Here is a 26,933-nt window from a genome sequence, read left to right as displayed (position 1 = left end):
AGAAACCATTTTCAGAATGATTCTAATAGATTTACAATTCACAAAAGCAAACAAATAACGTTATGGTGCAGCTGCATACCATAGACTATGTACTAATAGTTCTGTTTTTTTCAATTACATTATTTATTGGATTTTGGGTGTCAAAAAAATCGGGAGAAAATTCCTCCGAATATTTTCTGTCAGGACGCTCCATGCCATGGTGGCTTTTGGGGCTCTCTATGGTGGCCACCACATTTTCTACCGATACGCCAAACCTTGTTACTGATATAGTAAGAACCAACGGAGTTTCCGGAAACTGGGTATGGTGGGCTTTTTTGCTTACCGGTTTGCTTACGGTTTTTGTTTATGCCAAGTTATGGCGTAAATCGGAAGTGAGTACCGATATCGAGTTTTATGAGTTGCGCTATGGCGGAAAACCAGCCCGTTTTTTGCGCGGTTTCCGTGCAGTGTATTTGGGAGTGGTGTTCAATGTTTTGGCGATGTCGGCCGTAACTCTAGCAGCTATTAAAATAGGAGGTATTATGTTGGGGTTGGAACCTTGGCAAACTGTTATTATAGCTGGTTTGGTAACGGTTGTTTTTAGTGCCATAGGAGGTTTTAAAGGTGTGGTGTATACCGATTTTTTACTCTTTTTTGTGGCGATGACAGGCTCAGTTGGTGCGGCATATTATTTGGTTAATCTTCCGGAGGTGGGTGGTATGGCTGCCTTAATTGAAAATAATCAAGTAACTGATAAACTCTCGTTGCTCCCAGATTTTAACGATACAAATTCGCTTATTGTTTTATTGATTATCCCTTTGGCAGTGCAATGGTGGAGTGCATGGTATCCTGGAGCAGAGCCCGGCGGTGGGGGGTATATTGCCCAGCGAATGCTTGCCGCAAAAGACGAAAATCATGCTATTGGGGCTACTTTCTTTTTTAATATTATGCACTACGCCTTACGTCCTTGGCCATGGATTATTGTGGCTTTGGCTTCATTAGTGGTGTATCCCGATGTGGCCAGTATCCAACAAGCATTTCCAAATGTTACTGAAAGTAAATTGGGGCATGATTTGGCCTATTCTGCTATGCTTACCAAATTACCAGCAGGTTTATTGGGGGTGGTTTTGGCATCGTTGGCAGCAGCTTACATGTCAACCATTTCTACACATTTAAATTGGGGGTCTTCATATATTGTTAACGATTTTTATATTCAGCAGATTAATAAAAATGCTACCGAAAAACAGAAGGTTGCTGTAGGTAAAATTTCAACAGTAATTTTAATGGTTTGCAGTGCATTGCTGGCGTTGGTACTTCAGAATGCATTACAGTTGTTCGATATTATTTTGATGTTTGGAGCTGGAACAGGACTCATTTTTATATTACGCTGGTTTTGGTGGCGCATCAATGCGTGGAGCGAAATAGCAGCTATGTTTTCATCGGGTATTATTTCAATCTTATTGAATTTTACAACCTTGGGGACATACTTTTTTGGAGAAGAGAGTAGTGTGTTTCCAACTTGGGCCAAATTTCCATCAATAGTATTGGTAACAACCATTTTGTGGTTGGTCGTTACCTTTTTAACCCAACCGGAAAGTAAGGACGTGCTACAGTTGTTTTATAATAAAATACAGCCTGGTGGGCCAGGATGGAAAAAAGTGGTTGATGAAGCTGCAACTGAAAACATTACCATAGTAACAACTAAAGAAGGCTGGAGTGTGCCTTCGGGCATTCTAGCTATGCTCTTTGGGTGTGCGCTTATTTATAGTTGCTTGTTCGCTACAGGATATTGGATTTATGGTGAGTTTAATCTTGCTGTAATATTTACCGGTACAGCTCTAATTTCTGCGGTATTATTGATTAAAGTCTGGAAAGAAGTAAAAAGCACAGTTCTGTAATTTGCTGCAGAATCCTTGTCTGGTTTTGTTAAGTAAATTGAAAATCAATCCTTTTAAAAAGAAGGATTGATTTTTAACACATACCCCATTTTTTTTAACGTTAAACTAATCGAAAAGACGTAAATTTACATATGTTTGCTTTAGTAGATTGTAATAACTTTTATGCCTCATGCGAGCGGGTGTTCAACCCGAATTTGCAGGGGAAGCCCGTTGCTATTTTAAGCAATAACGATGGCTGTGTTATTTCGCGAAGCGATGAAGCCAAAGCATTGGGGTTGCCCATGGGGGCGCCTATTTTTAAATGGGAAGGCTTTTGCAAGACCAACAACATTCAGGTGTTTTCTTCCAATTATCCGTTGTACGGCGATATGAGTAGCAGGGTAATGAAAATTTTAGAGCAATTTACGCCCGATGTTGAAATCTATAGCATCGATGAGGCTTTTCTTCAATTTAAAGGATTCCATAATTACAATTTTAACGATTATGCCACCCAAATTAGGAGTCGCATTTTAAAATGGACGGGTATTCCAACCTGTGTGGGCATTGCGCCAACCAAAGCCTTGAGCAAAGTAGCGAATAGAATAGCGCGCAAATTTCCGAAGGAAACCAAAGGCGTTTATGTGATAGATTCTGAAGAAAAACGTATTAAAGCCTTAAAATGGATTAAAATTGAAGATGTTTGGGGCATTGGCCGAAGATTGAGCAAAAGACTTCAGGCTAAAGGTTGTAAAACGGCTTACGATTTTACGCAATTACCAGATCAATGGGTTCGGAAAACCTTTTCAATAACCGAGTGGAAACTTAAAAAAGATTTAGAAGGCAATTCGAAAATAATTTTGGACGAGCCCCAAAACAAACGGGCCATAGCGACTACCAGAAGTTTTGAATATACGTATTCGGATATCGATAACATAAAAGAACGCATATCTACCTTTGCCACCGCTTGTGCCGAAAAATTGCGGAAGCAAGATTCCAGTTGCCACATGGTTATTGTGATGTTGAGCAGTGATAGGCATAAAAAAGATTTGCCACAACACCGAACAAGTAAAAGTATTAGCTTATCTTACCCAACCAGTTCTTCTTTGATTATAAGCCAGTGTGCGGTTGATGCCGTAACAGTTATTTTTAAGGAAGGTATTAAGTACAAACGGGCGGGTGTAATTGTTACGGGTTTGGTGCCGACCAATAACCATCAGTTACATTTATTCGATAAGGAAAACCCCAAGCACCAACCCTTAATGCAGTCTATTGATTTTTTAAATTCAAAATACAAAAGCCATAAAATAAAATTGGGCAACCAAGACTTAAAACGTACGTGGAAAATGCGGCAAGAACGCTTGTCGCCAAGGTACACCACAAACATTAACGATATTATTGTAGTAAGATGATAGCACACAGATCAGGAAGTTTAACGTTTTTTACCCCGCAAACCATTGATGGTGCTGCGGCACATTTTTTTGATGCTGGAATTTCGGCAGGGTTTCCTTCGCCAGCTGAAGATTTTAAAGAGCAGCGTTTGTCTTTGGACGAAGAGTTGGTTAAAAATAAAGAAGCGACCTTTTATGCCCGTGTAAGTGGCCAATCGATGATTGGGGCAGGGCTAGAGGATAACGACCTTTTGGTAATTGATAGAAGTTTGGAGCCTTCAAACAATAAAATAGCCGTTTGTTTTTTGGATGGCGAATTTACAGTAAAGCGTTTGCGTGTTTCGGGAGGCGAGGTGTGGTTGCAGCCCGAAAATCCTGATTATCCTATCATTAAAATTACGGAAGACAATAATTTTTTAATTTGGGGCATTGTAACCAATGTGATAAAAAAGGTTTGAAAATACGGCTTAACGGCATAAAAAAACGCGAAACCTAAGTTTCGCGTTTTTTTATTATGGTTTGTAATGAAATTTAGTCTGCTAAAACAATCACTTTGTTGTCTTTCATTTCAACAGTTCCGGAGTTTATTTTTAAAAGGGTTGTATTGTTTTCCCCTTTTGAAAAATGCTCTTCAACATCAGCGTTTAAGGTTACTGCTCCAGAAATTTTAATAAAGCCTTCCTTTAAAGAAGAAACAATAGCTGCGTGGTTGTTCAACATTTGAAAATCACCATTTAGGCCTGGAACGGTTACGGCCTCTACTTCGCCGCTAAATAATGTAGCTTCTGGTGATACGATTTCTAAATACATAGTTAAACTTGTTTAACTACCCTGAATTTAGTTCAGGGTCTTTTTTAATATTGTTATTAAGTTTGAGATGCTGAAACAAGTTCAGCATTAGCTTCGGCTATGCCTCAGCTAACATTTTTTCTCCAGCTTCAATAGCTTCCTCGATAGTACCTTTAAGGTTGAAAGCTGCTTCTGGAAGGTGATCTAATTCACCGTCCATAATCATGTTAAAGCCTTTAATGGTTTCTTTAATATCAACCAATACTCCTGGAATACCTGTAAACTGCTCAGCTACGTGGAATGGTTGAGATAAGAAACGTTGTACACGACGTGCACGACCTACGGCCAATTTATCTTCTTCTGATAATTCTTCCATACCAAGGATGGCGATAATATCTTGTAGTTCTTTATAACGTTGCAATAACTCTTTTACACGTTGTGCGCAATCGTAGTGCTCTTTTCCTAAAATTTCTTTAGTCAAGATACGAGAAGTAGAATCCAATGGGTCTACTGCAGGGTAAATACCAAGCTCGGCAATTTTACGAGATAATACTGTTGTGGCATCTAAGTGGGCAAAGGTTGTTGCAGGCGCTGGATCCGTTAAATCATCCGCAGGTACGTAAACCGCTTGTACAGATGTAATCGATCCTTTTTTAGTTGAAGTAATACGCTCTTGCATCGCACCCATCTCTGTTGCCAATGTTGGTTGGTAACCTACCGCAGAAGGCATACGACCTAAAAGTGCAGATACCTCAGAACCAGCTTGCGTAAAACGGAAAATGTTATCAACGAAGAAAAGTACGTCTTTTCCTTGTCCGTCGCCAGCACCATCACGGAAATACTCAGCAATAGTTAATCCAGAAAGCGCCACACGAGCACGTGCTCCTGGTGGTTCGTTCATCTGTCCGAATACGAAAGTCGCTTTCGATTCTTTCATTTTAGACTTATCAACTTTCGATAAATCCCATCCCCCTTCTTCCATAGAGTGCATGAAATCTTCTCCGTAACGGATAATTCCAGATTCTAACATCTCTCTTAAAAGGTCATTTCCTTCACGAGTTCTTTCACCTACACCGGCAAAAACCGATAAACCACCGTGACCTTTTGCAATATTGTTAATCAACTCCTGGATCAATACTGTTTTACCTACACCAGCACCACCAAATAATCCAATTTTACCACCTTTTGCATAAGGCTCAATCAAGTCGATTACTTTAATACCTGTAAATAAAACTTCGGTAGAAGTTGATAATTCATCAAACGCTGGGGCTTGACGGTGAATAGGCAAACCAGCTTCGCCTGCTTTAGGCAAATCGCCCAACCCGTCAATAGCATCACCAATCACATTAAATAAACGTCCGTAAACGGCATCGCCAATAGGCATTTGTATTGGGGCTCCAGTAGCAGTAACTTCTGCGCCTCTGCTTAAACCATCAGACGAATCCATTGCGATAGTTCGAACGGTATCTTCTCCAATATGGGATTGTACTTCTAATACTAAAATAGAGCCATCAGGTCTTTTAATTTCTAATGAATCGTAAATTTTTGGAAGTTCAGAACCCGCACCGAATTCAACATCGATAACCGGACCTACTATTTGTGCAACTTTACCTGTAACTTTAGACATTACTTATTTGTTTAATATTATGCGATTTAATTGTGTGAAAACTGTTTTGGTTTTCGGCTGCAAAGATATACCTTTTAATTTAAAATAAAAGTTGTTTTTCTAGGTTTTTTGGAATAAAAAAACACCCTCATTTCGAGGGTGTTATATAAATGTTTATCTGCTTTTATTTATTGCAATGTTGGCGAGTAGTTGGTAGGGTAGTTACCAATGTCTACCAAGTTGCCCGAAGCCTCAAAGTTAGAGGAGTAAGTGGCATCAATAGCTTTCATAAATTCGTTGGCTATTAAAGCATTGCCTCTCGCAGTGGGGTGAATACCATCTAAAGAAAACGCGCCGCCAAACACCAAACTGGAATTTAAAGTGAAACTATTACTGGAAATGCCTCCGTTTGCTAATTGGTTAAGCAAGGCATTGGCATCAACAAAGGCCAAACCTGCTTGTGTTGCTGTGGCTTTAATGGTGGCATTAAAAGCATCGATGGCTGTTTTGATTTCAGCTTGCTCGCTAGGAATCAATACCCATCTGTCGGCCAAAGGAACAGCAACACCATTAACGGTTAAAGGGTTTCCGGGAACGGCTTCCGTACCAATAAACGATGATGCGGTAAGCACCAATAAATCATCGGCCGTAGCTTGACGGATTTTTGGAAGCGCCGCAAAGGCAGGGTTAATAGCACCAAGATCGGTTAAGCTTTCATCTTCAATAACAACAGCGTTGCCCGCACCCGCTGAAAAATTAATCATTCTTAAATTGGCTTCTTCTTCGGTAAATAAACCGGTGCCTGCAAGAGCAGCTAGTGCCGCTTGGATACCACCGTTATATTCGGCGTAAGCTTGATTCACGGCGGTGGCCGTTGCTGCATCTAGCGGAATGGGGTTGTGTGGGACGGTTGTAAAATGCGGAATATCGGTTACATAAGGAATGTTTGCCACAACACCTTGCGCGCCTTGCGAGGTCAATGTGGTTACTAATGCACCATAGGTTTGATTGAAGCCAACGCCTGGAGGTCCATCAACAGGAGTGATGGGGTTAGAGCCATCTCCGCCAGAAGTGGCATAACCCAATACATCGTTATTGCCAATCCAAAGGGAAAAGAAGGTTGGCGATTGGGCCATGGCATCTCCCAGAATAGTGGCATTGGGAGCCGAAGCCATTCTTACAAAATAAGGGTTTGCAGTGGTTGGTGTAGTTTGTAAGCCAGCAGGATTTCCGTAGCCATCAAATAACAAATGGAAACTTTTTGCGCCTGGCACGCCCATATTATTGAAAGGGCCAGTTGGGTTTGAAGTGAGATCGGTGGTCACCGTTACTGGTCCAACTACACTTTCTAACGGAACGGGGCCGGCACCACCAAAAACCAGTCTCGGGTTAAAACCGGGTAATCTGTTACCGCCAAAGGCAATGCCACCAAAATTATCTTCCATTAGCGGTAATGAAAAATCACCTCCACCTGCTAAAGCAAATTTTTGTGACAGTATATTAGGAGTAGCGTTTTCTTGCGCAGCCTTAAAAAGGGCGTTGTCTGTAAACCCTGCAGTTAACGAGTTTCCTACGGCTACGTAAGTTGAGAAATCTGCCGATCCGGCGGTGAGTTCCGGAAGCGGTTCTTCTATAACGGTATTGCTGTCATCGTCCTCACAGGAATAAAAAGCAATAAATAAAGTAGAAAGGAGTATATATTTAAACGTTTTCATGTTTTGCAATGTTTTAATTTTTACAGGTTGTTGATGGTCCAAGACAAGTAGTAAATCGATCCGATGTTTCCGGTACCGAAAGCCGTGGCGTATTCATTGTTCAACAAGTTTGAAGCACCAATTTTAAAAGAAGACTTGATGCTGGGCACTGTATAATTCAATTGGGCATCAACTACGTGATAGGAGTCAATCTCGCCGTCCCCAAAAGGCGATTGCCACAAGTAATTATCGCTCCATCTCCAAGCTAGGTTAAATCCGAAGTTTTTAAATAGTTCTGTATTTCCAAAGGAAGCTTTCACCTTGTGTTCAGGTGTGTTGAAGCTGGGGCGGAAATTAGGGTTGGCCTTTTTATCGAAATCGAAATTAGCGTAGGTATAGTTAGCACCAAGATCGAAATTGCCAAATACTTTTGTGTTTACTGCAACGGCACCACCGTATGAGTTTACTTCGGTACTTGAATTGGTGTAGGTTTGGTATCTTACAAAATCATCGTTTTGAAGGGCGGCAAGAATGAACTGGGTATCTTGGTTTAAGCCTGCCACCGAAGCTGGGTTGGCAGGGTCGTAACCTGTTAAATCGAAGTTTGCAACATTACCATAGTATGGAGCGGCCACGGTTTCATTCGCTATAAAATCTTGATACGTGTTATAATACGCACTTAAATCGATGGTCACATTTTTTAATTTTCCGCGGTAACCCACTTCGAAAGAGGTTACTTGCTCCGGTTTTACATAGCTTGAGTTTCCAATATATTGACTTCCGTTGTTGGACGGGTTGTGTGTTGCCAAGCCTGCTGCCACGGTCGAGGACAGAGAGTTATTGTAGGCCGCAGTACCCGATTGAGAAATGGAAGATGGTTGCCCCAAATTGTTTTGGGCAAATTGACTCACCTCATATGGCCGTACAAAACGGTCGCCATTATCATTGGCGCCACCAATCAATACGCCCAATCCGGTAACTAACCCGATGTACAAATCTTGGGTGTTTGGATTTCTAAAACCAGTTTGAACCGAAGCCCTAACGTTATGGTTTTCGTCTTCGCCTAAAGTATAGCCTGCCGATAAACGCGGCGAAAAGAATCCGTCGAACAGTTCCGATTTATCGTAGCGAATCGAGCCTGTTAACTTTAAGCGTTCCATAACTGTTTTTTGAATTTGTGTATAAACGCCAACTTCCGAATAGTTAATGGGACCTTGAGCGTCGGTATATATGGTTCCGAAGGAGTTTAACTTGTATCTTCTGTACGAACCGCCTACCTGTATTTCGGCCCAATCGATTAAGTGGCTGAAGTTATAATTGGCATCCGAATGGTAAATTTTGGAATTATCCTGAAATTTTGAACCCGTTAAAAAGTTGGTATCGCTTATAACGGCATCAAACGCATTTTGATATTCGGGGGTACCTGGAATAAAGCGTCCCGTTTCGGCGGTTTGGCGGGCAATGGCATGAGCCTCTTCGTTAGTGGCTCCGCCCAAAGTCGATTGAATGTAAGCGCCTGTGTATTCACCAAACCAAACATCGTGGGGTTTCCATTTGGCTAATAAATTAGGGCCTGCTACGTCCAGTACATAAGAGTCTCCAGCTTTATCAGAAGTGATGTAACCACGTAGGAAGAAATTATCATTTCTAACTTCCAATTTGTGCTGCTGCATGGTAAAGTTGTCAATCATATAACGTTGAGCACCTTGGTAAATGGTAGATCCTCGGCCAACTTTCCCCACATATTGAATTTCGAAATCGTTTGCCCACGGACGATAATAAAGACCCCAGTCGGCCTTCACGCTTTCGGCTACATAATCAGTCATGTCCATTTCATCGTAACCTTTTCTGCTCACGTTAACCGAGGGCACCAAACTTTCTGACCCAGCGGGCGCTCTTCCAAGTTCAACCAGTCGCAAAGCCACATCGTGTATGTTGGTGGAAACTTCATCACCATAAACATTTACACCGTTGTAGTTTATGTTTGTCTCTCTGGTGCCTCCCGCTAAATTTTTATCGTCCAAATCATTGGCCATCCAATCGGTCCCTCTTAAATAACCGAAATTCACTTTAGCAGCAAACTTGTCACTGAATTTATATGCGGCACGCATGCCTACATCGGTGTACGGATTGGTGCCTGCTGCCTCTTGGGAGGTAACACCTCGCTTTATGGAAACGCTTATTCCCGGAAAATCGAAAGGGTTTTTACTTTGCATGAATAAAATACCGTTAAAGGCATTTGCCCCGTATAATGCCGAAGCTGCACCCGGAAGCAGTTCTATGTTTTGTACGTCGGTGTCAATCATCCCCACTAAGTTTCCTAACGGAAAGTTCAGGGCTGGTGCCGAGTTATCCATACCATCAACCAATTGCATAAAACGGTTGTTGCCGAAGGCGGCAAAGCCGCGGGTGTTAATTGATTTAAAGGTTAAACTGTTGGTGTTGATGTCAACCCCTTTTAAATTTTCTAGCCCGCCATAAAAGTCTGGAGAAGCCGTAGTTTTTAATGCTTTTAGTCCGAATCTTTCAACCGTAACGGGCGATTCAAAAATACGTTCAGGTGTTCGTGAAGCCGAAATAACCACTTCATCTAGGGAGGTACCTTCTTTAAGGGTAAAGGTTAAGTTTTGATTGTTGGCAGTAACTTCTTTAGTATCTGTTTCAAAACCTACGCTACTGGCCTGTACTTTGAAGGGTGGGGCCTGGCTATAGGTTAAAGTAAAGTTGCCATCAAAATCGGTAACCGTTCCGGTGGTAGTTCCAACAACAATAACATTGGCACCGGGAATAGGCTGGCCGCTATCGTCTACCACAGAACCCGAAAAGGTTGTTTGTGAGTATAGAAAGCCGCCAAAAAGGAACAATAAAAAGGGGAGAATTGTTTTCATTTAGTGTAATTTAGGTTAAGGATTTTCGTATAAAAATAAAGATAATAATATTTTTGTGCTTTTAAAAATATAAAAAATTATGCATGCATAATATATTTTTAACAAAAATCAGCTATAATTTTTATTAATTTGATTAAATAGAAGTACTTAAAATGAAAAAGGCGCAGTTTAATTAAACTGCGCCTTAGCTACTTTTTTGTATTTGGAAAATTATTCTACAGTTACCGATTTTGCTAAATTTCGGGGTTGGTCAACATTTTTGCCCAGCATCACAGCAATATGGTATGATAGTAATTGTAACGGTATAGTTGTTAATAGTGGAGAAAGCGCTTCAAGACTTTCTGGCACTTCAATAACGTGGTCTGCCAATTGTCTTACCTGTACATCACCTTCAGTAACGATGCCAATAATTTTACCTTTTCTGGATTTTATTTCTTGGATATTGCTCACTACTTTTTCGTAATGCCCTTTTTTGGTAGCGATTACAATAACAGGCATGTTTTCGTCAATTAAGGCGATAGGCCCGTGTTTCATTTCTGCTGCGGGATACCCTTCAGCGTGTATATATGAAATTTCTTTTAGTTTTAAAGCACCTTCCAAAGCTACCGGGAAGTTAAATCCACGACCTAAATAAAGCATGTTTTTGGCATCTTTATAAATGTTGGCTATGTTTTTTATTAAGTCGTCCGACTTCAAAGCTTGTTCTACTTTTCCAGGAATCATTTCCAATTCCAATAAATGCTGACGGAAATCGGAACTGCTAATAGTACCTTTAGCTCTGGCAAGTCTTAAGGCGATTAAGGTTAAAACCGTAATCTGTGTGGTAAATGCTTTGGTTGAAGCCACCCCAATTTCTGGTCCGGCATGGGTGTATGCACCTGCATGCGACTCACGAGCGATAGATGATCCCACAACGTTACAAACGCCAAATACAAACGCCCCTTTAGATTTGGCCAATTTGATCGCAGCCAAGGTGTCGGCTGTTTCTCCCGATTGGGAAATGGCTATAAGCACATCGTTCTCTGTTATAACAGGGTTTCTGTATCTAAATTCTGAAGCATATTCTACTTCAACCGGTATTCTGGCTAAATCTTCAAAAATATATTCGGCTACCAAACCGGCGTGCCATGAGGTTCCACAAGCCACAACAATAATACGGTTGGCATTAAGGAATTTTTTCATGTTGTCCTCGATGCCTGCCATTTTAATAATAGCCTCATTTCGCAACAATCGTCCACGGTAAGTATCCTGAATAGCTTTGGGCTGTTCATGGATTTCTTTAAGCATAAAATGTTCGTAACCGCCTTTTTCAATTTGCTCTAAATTGATTTGAAGTTCTTGAACATAGGTGTCAACTAAAGAATCATCCTTTATTTTTCTAACTTTTATACCTTTGTGGAAACGAATAACAGCCATTTCTTCATCTTCCAAATACACCGCGTTTTTGGTGTATTCAATAAAGGGCGAGGCATCACTGGCAATGAAAAATTCGTCTTCGTCTTTGCCAATACCAATAGCTAATGGGCTACCGAGCTTGGCAACTACTACTTCTTCGGGTTTGTTTTTGTCAAAAACCGCAATAGCATAAGCACCAATTACTTGGTTTAATGCAATTTGAACAGCTTTACCAAGCTTAACCCCTTCTGTTTTTTTTATGTACTCAATGAGGTTGATTAAAACTTCGGTGTCGGTATCCGATTTAAAGGTATAGCCACGAGAACTTAACTCTTGTTTTAGGGAATCGTAATTTTCAATAATACCGTTGTGGATAATTACCAATTCTCCAGAGTTTGAAACGTGGGGGTGTGAATTCACATCGTTAGGTACACCATGTGTAGCCCAACGGGTATGGCCAATGCCCACACAGCCGTGGGTAGTTATTTCTGCTTCAGATTTTTTTTCTAAATCGGCAACTTTACCTTTAGTTTTTGAAACTTTCAGGTCTGTACCGTCAAAAATTGCAATTCCAGCACTATCGTACCCTCTATATTCCAGTCTTTTAAGGCCTTCAATAATGATAGGGTAAGCGTCCCTTGTGCCTAAGTATCCTACAATTCCACACATAGTTTTTTTGTTTTAGTTTTGGGGTTAATAAATTCAAAACAAATATGTTAAATAAAAACTTATAACAGTTATTTATTATGTGAATTTGCCGTTTTATACGACAAAATTCACTTTTGCATTCCGAAGAAAGACTTTTGCACTAAAAGCTTAGATAAACGGTGGAGGTTATTTAGGCTCTGTGTAAAATATTTTCAACTTTAAACGCTTCTTTTCGGTAGCTGATTGGTTGCCGTGTAATACGGTGCCTCTTGGACTTATTATTGCTGCCGCTGGCACGTTGCTAACCTCATCTGTCGGGTTTAAAATTTTAGCATTGTTGATGTAGTTGACGTTGTTTGACAGCACCAAACCTATTTTTGTACTGGTGGAATCGCGTATCAAAATATTCTTTAAATGCTCGGTAAGTCTTATTTTGAATTTCCCGGTTATGGTATCTCTTTGGCTTAAACTTATAATTTTTGAATTGAATGCACTTGCTGAAGATTCTACAGGGTCAAGATTATAATCCACTGTGGGCAAACTGTTTTTAATATCGTAAGCGTAAAGGCGGTCGTATTTGTGGTATTCAGTGCCATAAGGCCCTGTTACCGCTTTAATGGAGTCTTCATAAACTTCTAAAAAGGCATCGTTAACTAATTTTTTAAGTGGATAATTGCCGTTTATTTTTTCGACATATTCTCCATTTTCATCAAGCTCTCTATAAGTTCTTTTAAAGCAATCGAATGCCGTTCTCATGGTAATGGTGCCATCTTCATCTTCGCATTCAACCATTCCGCTGAATAAATCAACAACAGCCATAGAACCTTCGGTGCCCTTAAGATAAAGTGTAGCGTCGCCCTCGGTGGTGTTGGGTGGTTCAATGGGATAGTTGAAGTCGTTGATAAACGTATTTAAAATATTGCCCGAAAAATTAAGGGTGTAAGTAGATTGTAATCGTGAATCTGCCGCACCATAAGTATAATGTATGGTGATATTGGCATTGGCTAAATTGAGTAATACCATTTGCCCATCGTTATTAATGGCTTCTGCTTTTAGGTAAAGGCCTCTAAAATAGTTTTTAAAGTCGCCAGGATTATCTAAAACAACATCACCTTCTTTATCAAGAATGGTGTTTTTCCAGAATAATTTAGCTTCATCTGATTCCAATTTAACATGGAAAGCAGGTGCAGAGCGTGTCGTATCGGTAGCTGTGCCAATAAAATTGGGCTTTGCACTTGGTAAAAAGTTGTTTGTTTGGTAGATGGTATCGACAACATGCTCATCAAAATTGATGGTGTTACCTTGGGGTGTTAGTATAGAATTTTCTGTGCTGCTACTGGCATTAGAGTAGTAATCCTGGGTTGAAGTTGAACCACTGGGGTCATATTCCAATAAAAAATAATTGTTTTGGTAAATAGACAGTTTTATTTTGGCTTCGGTATTTCCAAAAACAGAATCCAATCGGTAAATAGAGTTGCCATCTGTATCGGCATCAACAACTGTACTATAATACGGAATATTTATAGCAACAGAATCTATCACCGGGGTTTCTCCAAAATTAGGGCTGTAACTCGACGGTGTTACCTGTGCAACAATGCTTGCTGTGGTTGTGCCGTAAGCAGGGTCGTAAAAAAAACCGAGCAAGTTTGATGCCAGTCTGTTAATGCGTAGCCCTTCCAGTTTTTTGTTATAAGCTGCAATGGGCAGGGAATCCACTTTTGTATTGAAATTTGAATTTCCTTCACCCAACACATCACTCTCTAAAGTGCTAAAATCTTTATCGCAAGCAATAAAAGAGGTCACGGCAAGAATGATGAAAAAGGAAAGTTTGAGGGCTTTAATAGGTTTTTTCATATAGGTAGTAAATGAATTAACTAGCTTAAAACGGCTTCGTTGAAAAAGCTGGTGTAGGCATCGCCAAATTCATCTTTGCTTTTGTATTCTAAAATAGGTTTTTCGGAAGCTTTGATGTATTCTTCCAAGTCGTCCGGGATATTTTCAGACCCAACAATCAACGCATCCGAATAATCAACGGCAACTTTCATTAAATTGTTGTATGATGGTTCTTCCAAAGTTTTAATGGCTCCTTCATCAATATTATCGAACTTAATTTTGTTGGCCATATCTTTATTCAACGTATTGTCAAAGCTTTGATTGTACACCGAAGTAACAATTTTACTTTCGCTGAACAAAGGCTCGTCTTTGTAATATTCTTTAAGGTATAGCGGAAGCAACGAAGCCAACCACCCGTGAACGTGAATAATATCGGGCGACCAGTTTAATTTTTTAACCGTTTCAATAACGCCCTTTGCGAAGAAAATAGCACGCTCGTCGTTATCGGGGAACAAATTGCCGTCTTCGTCGGTCAAAGTGGCCTTACGCTTAAAGTACTCGTCGTTATCGATAAAATATACTTGAATGCGCTCTTTCGGGATCGAAGCTACCTTGATAATAAGTGGCATATCCAAATCGTTTACCACTAAATTGATTCCGGATAACCTAATCACCTCATGCAACTGGTGTCTGCGCTCGTTAATGTTGCCGTAACGCGGCATAAAAATTCGTATTTGTCCACCCTGTTGGTTTACCATTCGGGGAGCTTCAAATGACATGGATGAAATTTCGGTTTCAGGTAAATAGGGTACTACTTCAGATGATACATACAATATCCTCTTATCTTTCATATGCTTTGTTTTGTATACTTTAATTTAGCCTCAATAAAAAGCCGCTAATAAGTTTTTGGTTGAAATTTTTCAAGTAAGGTTCCGCTAAAATGAAGCGCCGCCTCATGTATTTCAAAATAAAAAACACGCAAAAGTACAAAAATTTATGCAAATTGCCTGTAAAATCTTAAGTTTGCACGCGTTAATTTTTTATTAAACCGTGGAGATTTATTCAAAAAGACAACAAATAGCAGAGGCTATTGAAGGACTAAAAGCCAAAAAGCAATCTGTTGGTTTGGTACCCACTATGGGCGCTTTGCACGAAGGGCATTTACAATTAGTTAAAAAGGCCCTGAATGATAACGACACCGTGGTGGTAAGTATTTTTGTAAACCCCACACAGTTTAATAACCCCACCGATTTGGAGAAATATCCGCGAACGCTTGACAACGACGTAATGTTGTTGAAAGGTTTGAGTGATACCCGAATCTTTGTTTATGCACCAACGGTTGAAGACATGTATGGCGATAACCCCGTTTCTGAACAGTTTGATTTTGACGGACTGGAGCATGAAATGGAAGGTAAGTTCCGCCAAGGGCATTTTGATGGTGTGGGGACTATTGTTAAACGTTTTTTCGAAATTGTAAAACCGCACAACGCCTATTTTGGTGAAAAGGATTTTCAGCAGCTTCAAATCATAAAAAAAATGGTTGAAAAACATAATATTCCTGTAAATATTGTGGGGTGTAAAATACAGCGTGAATCAGACGGATTGGCTATGAGCTCACGAAACACCAGACTAAAGCCAGAGTTCAGAAAGGCGGCACCGTTTATTTATGAAACCTTAAAAACAGCCAAAATGCACTTTGGCACAAAAAGTGCTAATGAAGTAACGGAATGGGTTGAGAATCAGTTTTCCGGCCATGATTTGTTGGAATTGGAATATTTCATTGTTTCGGAAACAGAAACCCTAAAACCGGTTAAACGAAAGATGGATAATAAAGACTATAGAGCATTTATTGCCGTATATGCTGACGATATTCGATTAATTGACAATATCGCATTAAATTAATTATCTTTGCCGCATGCAAATTCACGTAGTAAAATCTAAGATTCACAGAGTTAAGTGCACTGGCGCAGAGCTCAATTACATAGGAAGTATTACCATTGACGAAGACTTAATGGATGCCGCCAATATTATACAGGGCGAAAAAGTTCAAATTGTAAACAACGATAATGGCGAACGTTTGGAAACCTATTGTATTCCTGGGCCTAGAAACAGTGGTGAGATTACCTTAAATGGTGCTGCTGCCCGAAAGGTTTCGGTGGGCGACACCCTTATCTTAATCACTTATGCCGTAATGGATATCGAGGAGGCTAAAACCTTTAAGCCTTCGCTGGTATTTCCAGATGAAGCCACTAATTTGTTAAAGTAAGCTTTTGGCTGCCAAAATAAAAAGATCATTAAAAATTTTACTCCCACTTTTGTTGGGAGTTTTTTTGGTCTGGTATTCACTGTCAAAAGTATCGTTAAACGAGCTTTTGGTGTATGCCAAAAATGCCGATTACACCTATATAATTATGGGTATGTTTTTGGGGTTTTTAAGCCATTTATCCAGAGCTTACCGTTGGCGTTTTCAGTTAGAGCCTATGGGCTATAACATTAAGTTTGGCAATAGCGTTATGGCCGTTTTTGCCACTTATTTAATAAACTACACCATTCCGCGGGCAGGCGAAGTAGCCCGAGCTTCCATTATTACAAATTATGAAGGGGTGCCATTCGAAAAAGGCTTTGGCACCATTGTGGCCGAGCGTATTGCCGATATGCTGGTGATGTTGGGTATTATGACCATTACCTTATTTTTGCAGTTCGATTTTATTTATAGCTTTTTGGTAGAGCGATTCAATCCGGTAAAAATAGCCGTAGCGATGGTTGTTGGGGTTTTGCTCATGCTGTTCTTTTTTAAACTTCTGAAAAAAAGCAAGTCGAAATTGGCTGAAAAAATAAAAAACTTTGTAAACGGTTTGATAGAGGGGTCTTTGAGTATTTTCAAAATGAAAAAGAAATGGCCTTTTATTTTCCATACGTTATTTATTTGGGGCATGTATGTGCTCATGTTTTACGTTACCTCTTTCGCTATGAAAGAATTGCAAGGCATCAGTCTTGGGGCGATTTTAATCGGTTTTATTTCAGCCAGTTTTAGCATTGCGGCCACAAACGGCGGAATTGGCTCCTACCCGTTGGCTATTTATGCGGCGTTCTCGTTGTTTTCAATTCCTGAGCAACCCAGCATTGCGTTCGGATGGATTATGTGGGCTTCACAAACCTTGATGATTATTGTTTTCGGTGGGCTGTCACTGCTATATTTACCCATTTTCAACCGAAAAAAGCAAGTTGATAGCTAGGCTTTATTTTATTACCTTGCCTCGATAAATCTCAAATCCGTTCAAAAAAATGAAGAAATCGGTCATTTTTATATTGTTGCTGTGCGCTTCTTTTAGCATCAATGCTCAAGTGAAATACGAAACGTTTCAGTCTTCAAAATTAGGAGAAGAACGCCAATTAAAAATACAATTGCCCCGTGGCTATAATTCCGACCATGATAAAGCCTATCCCATATTTGTAGTGCTGGATGGCGATTATATGTTTGAAGCCGTGGCTGGAAACGTTGATTATTTTTCGTATTGGGAAGACATGCCCGAAGCCATTGTGGTTGGGGTAAATCAATACGGAAAGCGCTTCGACGATACGTTGTATTCCGAACAAAATTCGTTGCCCATAGAAACCGGTGCCGCCTTTTTTGAATTTATTGGCATGGAATTGATGCCGTATTTAGAGAAGAATTTCAGGGTGGGCCATTTTAAAATAGCCGTGGGGCATGGCGAAACGGCCAATTTTATTAATTATTATTTATTGAAAGCCACTCCGTTATTTCAAGCCTATGTGGTAATAAGTCCACAATTGGCACCAAACATGTTGGATTATATCCCTGATGTGTTGGGCAAAACAAATTCAAAAACGTTTTATTATTTGGCAAATACCAAAAACAATTCAGAATCCATTCTGCAAATGACGCAGGCTTTAAATACCGATATTTCAGCTTTGGAAAATGAAAATTTAGTGTATCATTTCGATAGTTTTGAAAATCCATCGCACTATTCGGTGCCCACGCATGCTATACCCAGCGCCATTGAAGGCATCTTCAAGGTGTTTCAGCCCATTTCTAAAAAAGAATACAAAGAAGTTGTTTTAGAGCTGGACGATTCACCGGTGCTTTATCTTCAGAACAAATACGAAACAATAAAAGAGCTGTTCGGGATTGAAAAACCTATTTTAATCAACGATTTTAAGGCTATTGCTGCTGCCATTGAAAAGAACGAGCTTTTCGAGTATTACGAAGAATTGGGCAAAATGGCCAGAAAAGCTTACCCTGAAACATTGTTGGGCGGTTATTATTTAGGGCGCTTTTATGAGGAAGGCGGAGAGCCCAAAAAGGCGATGCGCACCTATCAATCGGCTTACACCTTAGAAGAAATAGGTGGTGTTACCAAAGATGAGGTTTTGGAGCGTGCCGATTTAATAAAACAAGATTTCGGCTTTTAAAATATCTGTATTCAATTTCAATAAAAACTATGGCCAAGGTAAAAACAACATTCTTTTGTCAAAATTGCGGAACACAATATTCCAAATGGCAAGGGCAGTGCAACGCATGTAAAGAATGGAACACCATTGTGGAAGAAGTGGTAGAAAAACCGAGCAAATCCGATTGGAAATCACCAACATCTGCAGTAAAACGGAAAGCTGTGCCGTTAAAAATCAATGAAATTGATGTGTCGAGCGAACCTAGGTTAAATACCTTCGATGCTGAGTTTAATCGTGTGCTTGGTGGTGGTATTGTGCCCGGTTCGTTAACGCTTTTGGGCGGTGAACCCGGAATTGGTAAAAGTACGCTGCTGCTTCAGGTGTCGTTGAAACTGCCTTATAAAACCCTTTATGTTTCGGGTGAGGAAAGCCAAAAGCAAATTAAAATGCGTGCCGAACGCATCAACCCCGATAACAACAATTGCTACATTTTAACCGAAACGAAAACGCAAAACATATTTAAGCAAATTGAAGCTTTAGAGCCAGAAATTGTCATCATCGATTCTATTCAAACACTGCATAGCGATTATATCGAGTCGTCCTCAGGAAGTATCTCTCAAATTAAGGAATGCACCACAGAGTTGATAAAATTTGCCAAAGAAACCGCTACGCCTGTATTGCTAATTGGGCACATCACCAAAGATGGCCACATTGCCGGACCCAAAATTTTAGAGCACATGGTCGATACCGTATTGCAATTTGAAGGCGACCGCAATCATGTGTTTCGAATTTTAAGGGCCCATAAAAACCGATTTGGATCTACCAACGAATTGGGCATTTACGAAATGCAGGGTTCAGGATTGCGAGAGGTTAGCAATCCTTCAGAAATATTAATTTCAAAAAAAGAAGAAGAGCTTTCGGGCAACGCTATTGCTGCAACACTTGAAGGCATGCGTCCACTCATGATTGAAGTTCAGGCTTTGGTGAGCACGGCGGTCTATGGAACGCCCCAGCGTAGTGCTACAGGTTTTAATGCCAAACGACTGAACATGCTTTTGGCTGTTTTGGAAAAGCGCGCCGGGTTCCGATTAGGGGCCAAGGACGTATTTTTAAACATTACCGGTGGGATTACGGTTGATGACCCCGCCATCGATTTGGCGGTAGTGGCCTCCATACTTTCCTCGAATGAAGATGTATCCCTTCCAAGCGACTTTTGTTTTGCGGCCGAAGTAGGGCTATCGGGAGAAATTCGTCCCGTTCAACGTGTGGAGCAACGCATTTTAGAAGCCGAAAAACTGGGTTTTTCAACCATTTTTGTGTCCAAATACAATAAAATGTCTCTTAAAAATACCAATATAAAAATTCAATTAATTTCAAAAATTGAAGACTTGGTAGACTTTGTTGTTTAATACGTTTGGGTTTAAAAATCTGTTTTTCAGTATTTTATCTTCTTGTTTCTGGGTTGTTTTAGATTGATAATTTTGCATTTCAACGAATTAATTATACACTTTATCGGAAAAAAGTTGTCTTTTTTCTAGATTATTCACGCTTTTATTGGTAATATTGTAGCAATTATTGCATTGAAAACTAAAATATTGGTTTAATGTGGCGATTGCTTTCCCTCGAGTTGTCCCAAATTAATTAATTTTTTTGCGCCCCAACGCAAACTAACTTAATGCTTAACCTATGAGGATTATTCGTAACCAATTACGCTATATTGTATTTGCGTTTATTGCCATTTGTTTTTCAGTAAAACAAGTGTCTGCTCAATATTGTGCGCCTTCTAATATTGGTGATTACAACAATTTTTATATTTCGAATGTTGCCCTAGGAAGTATCAATAATTCCAGTTCGGGGCCAACAGGGGGTTATACGTATTATTCTGAAATTGCGGCTGCCGATATTGCCGTAGGTGAAACGATTGAAGGCACGGTAACCGTAACTCTAGACGGTTGGAATAAAAAGAAACACACCTTAATTGTCTGGATGAACTTCAATAATTCTGACGATGATTTTGAAGATAGTGGTGAGCAATTCACATTTACTTTTCAAGATAAATCAAAACCTAGTGGCTTAAAAACTATTGAAGTGCCTATTTCAATAGCGGTGCCCAGTACAGCAAAATCTGGTAGCTCGGTGATGCGGATTGCTTTTAGGGAGAAGCAAAGTAGTAATTTTACCTCCTGTGATTTTAAGTATAAGGCTGGAGAAGTTGAGGATTATAATATTAATTTCACTTCAGATGCTGCAGAAGAAGAGGTTGTTGAAGACCCCGAGTACCCAGAGCCAAACAATATAGGCGATTGGAACCATTACTATATTTCTAAGGTATCTATTGGCGACATGAATAAAAAAACCTCCGGAAAAACGGGGCAGTATAATGATTACTCTCTATCAAAAGAGACAGAGATTGAAGCAGGTGAAACTTTAGAAGGGGTTGTTCAAGTAACTTTAGACGATTGGAATACTGCAACCAATGCAGTGGTGGTATGGTTAAATTTCAACGAAGAAACCGATGATGATTTTGAGGATAAAGGCGAGCGATTTATTTTTCAATTTAACGCTTCCAGCGACGACGATAATGACGACGATGACGATGAAGAAGAAGATGACGACGAAGATGACAAGAAAAAGAAAAAGAAAATAGACGTTCCAATAAGTATTCTAATTCCAGAAAATGTAGTGGCTGGAAATTCTATAATTCGAATAGGAGTTAGAGAAGGCACGGATACTAATTTTTCTTCAAGCAATTTTAACTACAAGGCTGGTGAGGTTGAAGATTACAAGCTAGTTTATAAAACAAGTTCAAGTGCTCAGTCGGGGGGTGGTTCATCTTCAGGAGGTTCTGCATCAACCTTAGATTCCGATGGTGATGGTATTGTTGACACCATTGATGTAGATGACGATAACGATGGCATTTTAGATGCTGTAGAATGTGGTATTGCCTACTGCGCCGAGAGTATCATTAATGAAAGTTTTGAAGAAATAGTAATTGGAAGTTCTACCTATCGTATTACGCATGAAGATAATATTCCGGGTTGGAAAACTACAGCACCCGATAATCAAATAGAACTTTGGAGCGATGGCTTTAATGGCGTTCCAGCGAGTGATGGCAACCAGTTTGCAGAACTCAATGCCAACCAAACTGCAGCGCTTTATCAAGAGTTGTGTGTTTCTGGAGGGGCAAAGGTACAGTGGTCTGTTAAACACAGAGGAAGAAGCGGTACTGATGTGGCGGCCGTAAAAATTGGTGCGGATTTGGCATCGGCAACCACCGTAGAAACCATGTCTGACGGAACCAGTGCTTGGGGAAGCTATTCGGGCGTTTATGATGTTCCCGAGGGGCAAGATACCACCTTCTTCATATTTGAGGCAATTAGCACCGCTTCGGGTTCAAATTCAGTTGGAAACTTTATTGACGATGTAGAAATCATCATTTTAGAAGAGGCTTCCTGTGCTGATGCAGACGGCGAGGGGTCTGAAAATAAAGTCGATATTGATAGTGATAACGATGGTATTCCAGATAATGTTGAGGCGCAATTAACTCGAGGCTACATACCACCAAGCGGAACTGTAAATACCTCGGGAGATTATCCTGGTTTATGGGACAATTATGGCACAGGTTTAACTCCTGTTGATACCGATGGTGATGGCACTCCGGATTATTTAGACAGCGATTCCGATAACGACGGTACCCCAGATATTCAAGAAAACGGTATGGCCAATACATCAACCGCGGCCGATGCAGATAATGATGGGTTAAACAATGCTTTTGAAACCAACGGGGTAAACGATTCCGTTTGGGACGTGAATGAAGATATTGAAGATCCGACAGATTTATCCATTTTACCAGATGGCGATGGCGATTTATTGCTCGGGGGCGATTTGGATTACAGAGATGTGTTTGAGGTTAACCCACCATCGTTAGCGCTCATCGATTTTGACGGTGTGGACGATTATTTATCGAGAGACGCCTTTATTAATGGTTTGGGCAACCTTACCCTAATGGCTTGGATAAAATCAGGTACAGGAAATTCAACCGATATGGTTGTGGCCGGTGAAGATACAGGCAGTAAATTATGGCTTAAAAATGGCAAGAAACCCAATTTCACCATAAAAGTAGCGGGAGCTTCAGAAAAAACCGTTGGTTGCTCCTGCAGTATCAATCTCGGTAAATGGCATCATTTAGCGGCGAGTTATAACGGTACCACAGGAGAGGTAGTGCTTTATGTAGATGGAGAGGTAGTCGATTCGGCTAATATTGGGGCTGGAAAAATCATTGAGAATACCGGTAATTCCAATGGTGATTTTGAGATTGGCAGATTGTCTAGCAATGTCGCCGATAAACAATACTTTAAAGGCGATATTGATGAGGTAAGGGTTTTTAATGTGGCTTTAACCCAAAGTCAATTGCAAAAAATGATTTACCAAGAAATTGAAAACAATTCAGGATATGTTAAAGGAACTATTGTGCCCAAAAACATTGATGACGATTCCACCGGAAATACCCTCTCTTGGAGCAATTTGATAGCCTATTACCCGATGACCGATATTTTATCGGGGATAACCTTAGATTATTCAGATTTCGGAAACACCTTGCTTTTAAATAATATTACAACTGTACAAGAGCAAACAGCTCCCATGCCTTATGTAACTAAACAAGCAGGAGACTTATTGGATGCTAGTACCTGGGAGCATGGCGAGGTTTGGAACACCTATTTTCAAACTAGTGGAGGTGTGAATAACGATCACGACGATGATGATGATGATGATGATGATGATGATGATGATGATGATGATGGCGATGGTAGCAATAATGGCACTGTGTCGTCACAGTCAACCATCATTCAGATTAAGCACGATATTTCAATAAATGAAAATTTAGAAAACTTAGCTTTAATTATAGATTCGGGCAAAACGGTTACTGTTGGAACTGATGGAGAAGACTATTTAGTGAAGAATTCCTGGTGCTTAGAGTTAAACGGTACTTTAGATTTAATGGGCGATTCGCAGCTTGTGCAATCGGTAAATAGCGATTTGGTAACTTCTGCCCAAGGGAAAATACTTCGAAGACAAGAAGGTGTGTCAAGCCCTTATTGGTACAACTATTGGGGGTCGCCAGTAGGCCGAAAGGGAGCAACAGCACTCTCTGATAATAATGCAGCAACCAACAACGCCAATAACACAACGTTTAAACTTAACTTATTAAAGGATGAGTCTGGGTTTAATGTGCCGTTTACTTCAAGCTACTCTGGCAATGGAAGCATTAGTACAACATGGCTGTACACATTTATAAACGGACTAACGTATTGGGATTGGGCGCATATTTCGCCCAACAAAGCCATTAATCCGGGGGTGGGCTATACCCAAAAAGGAACGGGGGCTGCAGGTACCGAGCAACAGTATATTTTTGAAGGTAAGCCGAATAACGGCACCATTCTAATCGATGTAACCGATAAAGGTGGTCCAGGCTCCGTGCCCAACAAGACTAAAACCGAGTATTTATTGGCCAACCCTTATGCGTCGGCTATCGATATCCATAAATTTATCGACGACAATGCGGGGATAATAGACGGAACGCTTCAGCTATGGCAACAGTGGGCGGGTAATTCGCATAACTTAAACGAGTATCATGGGGGCTATGCCCAAGTGAATAAACTGGGAGCGTGCCGTGCATATCAATTCGTTGGATTTTATGGCGCCCACAATGGCTCGCAAGATGGAACGGTAGTACCTACACGCTACCTACCCGTGGGGCAAGGTTTTATGGCTGAGATTATTGCTGATGGGCAAGTAGAATTCAACAACAGTCAACGTGTATTTATAAAAGAATCTGATGCCGATGGTAGTTACGAACAGGGTTCTACGTTCTCAAAATCAACCAAAGCTAGTAAATCCTCAAAAGAGAAAGCGGCTAAAAGCGCGATGCAGAAAGTGCGTTTGGAGTTCAATTCAGTGGCTGGCCCTAAAACCAGAAGGGAACTTTTACTTGGGTTTAGCAATTACACTAAAGACGATTTTGATTTTGGATATGATGCCAAATGTACAGAATCAAACAATAACGACCTTAATTTGGCGCTTGATGGAAAAAATATGATCATGCAGGCCTATAGCCCTATTACCGAAGACAAGGTTATTCCGCTTAATTTTAAATCGTCTGGTAAAAACAGTTTTGAAATAAAGATATCCGAAAAAATAAATATATCAGAAGATCAGCCCATTTACATAAAAGATAATTTAACCGGTGAGTATTTCGATCTTTCGCAAGATGGAACTTATCAGTTTAGCTCAGAACCAGGGGTTTTTAATAGCCGATTTGAAATTGTTTTCCAAGACGAGCAACAATCCTTAAGCGCAGAAGTGGCTATGTCGCTCGAGAGTTTTATTTACTATCAAAACAGTAGTAAAACCTTTTATGCTAAAAAATTGAACAGTAAAGTTAGGCATTTTGCACTGGTAAATATGCGGGGGCAAAATGTGCTCGAAATGAGTAATGTAAGTACGGCTCAGCTCGAACGAGGTATTCGCTTTAATAACATGGCTACGGGAGCTTATGTGGTCTGTTTAAGAACCGAAAACAATGAAGTGTTAACTAAAAAAATTGTAATTAATTAATGAAAAATAACTTGTTCCCACATAAAATAAAACCTTTTAGGGAATTTTTGTGAGTAAATAATATAAACAAATAACATACTAGTTGTTTTTTGATGCCCCAAATCGATTAACTATGAAATTAAAATACTTTTTGTGCTTGTTTTCAATATGTCTGTTGGGTAAGATTAGCGCTCAAACTAATGCGCCTAGTATTCAAACCGGTGTTACTTTTCAGTGGAGCGATGTGCAAACCAATAAAAAACAGCCAGCAACTATTGAGAGTGTTACGGTGAATGGTATTGTGTATCTCAATTTTGGATTGCCAACGGCCTACGAACTTACGCAGTTGGGGCCAGATGGCCATGGGCAGAACAAAATCCTTAAAAACGGAACAAATGTAGAAACAACCAGTGCCAGTGCATCATGGGATGCTTCTGCATTAACCGCTTTTCAGGATTTAAACCTCAATCATTATTTTGGCTCTAGCAACAATGGACAAAATATTTGTGATAATTATTCCTCCGAATCCACAACAACAGCACAGCGCCAAACATTGTCTTACGGAACAGGTATATTGGCAACCTCAAGTGGGGTAATTGCGGTTACAGAACGTAATGCTAATAACTGTCTTCATATAGAACTTTTTGGTATTCCGGCCGGTGGCGGGGCAGAACAGTCTCTGGGTGAAACTTTTGTTAACCAAACATCCACCAAATGGGGTTTTGGAGGCACAGGAACTAGTGGTAATTTAGGGACTAATGGTGCAATTAATCCACCTCCTGGAGGTACAGATTATTGGTTGAGCGATAGAGTGGTAGAAAATGGCGGTACCATTGGTATTGCATTGTTTTATTTAGATGATATTGCACCAAACGGGTCACTCATTACCAAAGCGCAATTAACAGCTTCAACACGAGATCATGCCGATGGTAAAATGTTTATTTTTACTTTGGCAGATAATGATGAGGATGGGCTGAGTGATGTCGATGATTTAGACGATGACAATGACGGTATAAAAGATACTTCTGAATCTGGAGGAATTGATCCTTCCGCCGACCATGATACAGACGGTATTCCCAATTACAAAGATGCCGATTTCTGTACACTTAATGCTTATGGAATTTGTGAAAATCTCGATTTCGATTCAGACGGTGTTCCCAATCATTTGGATTTAGATAGTGATAATGATGGTATTCCAGATGTTTTGGAGTCGGGAGGTGTAGATGGTAATGCAGACGGAATGGCAGATGGTTCAATTGGTACTACAGTGGCAACTTACGGAATACCAAGTTCTGCCGGTTCGGGAACCACCCCCGTAAATACAGATAATAGAGAAGATTTCGATTTCTTGGATATTGATAGTGACAACGACGGGATTCCTGATAACGTTGAAGCACAAACTACCTTAGGGTATGTTGCGCCCTCTGGAACTGTAGCCGTTACCGGGGTAGATGTGGCATATGTATTAGGCATTGTACCGGTAGATACCGATTTTGACGGTATTTGGGATTTTGTGGATTCTGATTCAGATAATGATGGGCTCGATGACATCAAGGAAAACGGTATGGCAGATACGCTAACGGCTGCCGATGTTGATGGTGATGGTTTAACGAATGCTTTTGAAACCAACGGGGTCAATGATTCTAGTTTGGATGTTAATGAAGATATTGAAAATCCATCTAATTTGGCAATCTTACCCGACGCCGACGGCGATTTGTTCACTGGCGGTGATTTGGACTACCGCGACCTTTTCGATGTGAACCCGCCGTCGTCTGCGACGATCGATTTCGACGGAGTTGACGATTACCTGGACAGCGACCTGGACCTTG

The 26,933-nt window shown here is 40.3% G+C and carries 16 protein-coding genes and 1 pseudogene; 10 read left to right on the top strand and 7 right to left on the bottom strand.

Annotation, left to right across the window (positions count from 1 at the left end; all coding sequences use genetic code 11):
* Window positions 1–62 precede the first annotated feature (62 nt).
* The 3 genes from HC176_RS10885 to HC176_RS10875 all read left to right on the top strand — a co-directional run bounded on the left by HC176_RS10885 (window position 63) and on the right by HC176_RS10875 (window position 3,702).
* Window positions 63–1,877, top strand: a complete 1,815-nt coding sequence (locus HC176_RS10885; protein ID WP_167918235.1) for a sodium:solute symporter family protein — start codon at window positions 63–65, stop codon at window positions 1,875–1,877.
* 131 nt (window positions 1,878–2,008) lie between these two features.
* Window positions 2,009–3,265, top strand: a complete 1,257-nt coding sequence (locus HC176_RS10880) for a Y-family DNA polymerase (RefSeq protein WP_167918234.1) — start codon at window positions 2,009–2,011, stop codon at window positions 3,263–3,265.
* The gene (locus HC176_RS10875) at window positions 3,262–3,702 is read left to right on the top strand and encodes a LexA family protein (protein ID WP_167918233.1); all 441 of its coding nucleotides are present in this window, start codon (window positions 3,262–3,264) and stop codon (window positions 3,700–3,702) included. The genes HC176_RS10880 and HC176_RS10875 overlap by 4 nt, the downstream gene beginning before the upstream one ends.
* A gap of 73 nt (window positions 3,703–3,775) precedes the next feature.
* Here the strand turns inward: HC176_RS10875 and HC176_RS10870 are convergent, their stop codons facing one another.
* The 7 genes from HC176_RS10870 to HC176_RS10840 all read right to left on the bottom strand — a co-directional run bounded on the left by HC176_RS10870 (window position 3,776) and on the right by HC176_RS10840 (window position 14,948).
* On the bottom strand, window positions 3,776–4,054 hold the full coding sequence (locus HC176_RS10870; RefSeq protein ID WP_167918232.1) for a F0F1 ATP synthase subunit delta/epsilon: 279 nt from the start codon (window positions 4,052–4,054) through the stop codon (window positions 3,776–3,778).
* Between the two features lie 97 nt (window positions 4,055–4,151).
* Window positions 4,152–5,660: a F0F1 ATP synthase subunit beta gene (gene atpD, locus HC176_RS10865; RefSeq protein WP_167918231.1), complete on the bottom strand. Its 1,509-nt coding sequence runs from the start codon at window positions 5,658–5,660 to the stop codon at window positions 4,152–4,154.
* Window positions 5,661–5,827: 167 nt separating this feature from the next.
* On the bottom strand, window positions 5,828–7,354 hold the full coding sequence (locus HC176_RS10860; RefSeq protein ID WP_167918230.1) for an SGNH/GDSL hydrolase family protein: 1,527 nt from the start codon (window positions 7,352–7,354) through the stop codon (window positions 5,828–5,830).
* Between the two features lie 20 nt (window positions 7,355–7,374).
* Window positions 7,375–10,221, bottom strand: a complete 2,847-nt coding sequence (locus HC176_RS10855) for a TonB-dependent receptor (protein ID WP_167918229.1) — start codon at window positions 10,219–10,221, stop codon at window positions 7,375–7,377.
* A gap of 210 nt (window positions 10,222–10,431) precedes the next feature.
* Window positions 10,432–12,285, bottom strand: a complete 1,854-nt coding sequence (gene glmS / locus HC176_RS10850; RefSeq protein WP_167918228.1) for a glutamine--fructose-6-phosphate transaminase (isomerizing) — start codon at window positions 12,283–12,285, stop codon at window positions 10,432–10,434.
* A gap of 165 nt (window positions 12,286–12,450) precedes the next feature.
* Window positions 12,451–14,118, bottom strand: a complete 1,668-nt coding sequence (bamH, locus tag HC176_RS10845) for a BamH family beta-barrel-assembly machinery protein (RefSeq protein WP_167918227.1) — start codon at window positions 14,116–14,118, stop codon at window positions 12,451–12,453.
* A gap of 20 nt (window positions 14,119–14,138) precedes the next feature.
* Window positions 14,139–14,948, bottom strand: coding sequence for a glycogen/starch synthase (locus HC176_RS10840; RefSeq protein ID WP_167918226.1), 810 nt, complete (start codon window positions 14,946–14,948; stop codon window positions 14,139–14,141).
* Between the two features lie 199 nt (window positions 14,949–15,147).
* On the opposite strand from HC176_RS10840, the gene panC reads away from it, so the two are divergent.
* The 7 genes and pseudogenes from panC to HC176_RS10805 all read left to right on the top strand — a co-directional run.
* A complete protein-coding gene (gene panC / locus HC176_RS10835; protein ID WP_167918225.1) occupies window positions 15,148–15,999 on the top strand; it encodes a pantoate--beta-alanine ligase in 852 nt (283 codons plus the stop codon).
* Between the two features lie 13 nt (window positions 16,000–16,012).
* A complete protein-coding gene (gene panD, locus HC176_RS10830) occupies window positions 16,013–16,363 on the top strand; it encodes an aspartate 1-decarboxylase (protein WP_167918224.1) in 351 nt (116 codons plus the stop codon).
* A 52-nt stretch (window positions 16,364–16,415) separates the two neighbouring features.
* Window positions 16,416–17,333: a lysylphosphatidylglycerol synthase transmembrane domain-containing protein gene (locus tag HC176_RS10825; RefSeq protein WP_425338200.1), complete on the top strand. Its 918-nt coding sequence runs from the start codon at window positions 16,416–16,418 to the stop codon at window positions 17,331–17,333.
* Window positions 17,334–17,382: 49 nt separating this feature from the next.
* Entirely contained in the window at window positions 17,383–18,531 is a 1,149-nt protein-coding gene (locus HC176_RS10820) for an alpha/beta hydrolase (RefSeq protein WP_167918222.1), read from the top strand.
* A 29-nt stretch (window positions 18,532–18,560) separates the two neighbouring features.
* A complete protein-coding gene (gene radA / locus HC176_RS10815) occupies window positions 18,561–19,919 on the top strand; it encodes a DNA repair protein RadA (RefSeq protein WP_167918221.1) in 1,359 nt (452 codons plus the stop codon).
* 277 nt (window positions 19,920–20,196) lie between these two features.
* Window positions 20,197–25,125, top strand: coding sequence for a LamG domain-containing protein (locus HC176_RS10810; RefSeq protein ID WP_167918220.1), 4,929 nt, complete (start codon window positions 20,197–20,199; stop codon window positions 25,123–25,125).
* A 112-nt stretch (window positions 25,126–25,237) separates the two neighbouring features.
* Window positions 25,238–26,933 (top strand): annotated as a pseudogene (locus HC176_RS10805) (hypothetical protein); the annotation flags it as partial.

This window comes from Tamlana crocina (genome assembly GCF_012037625.1).
This window is presented reverse-complemented; position numbering and strand designations above follow the sequence as displayed.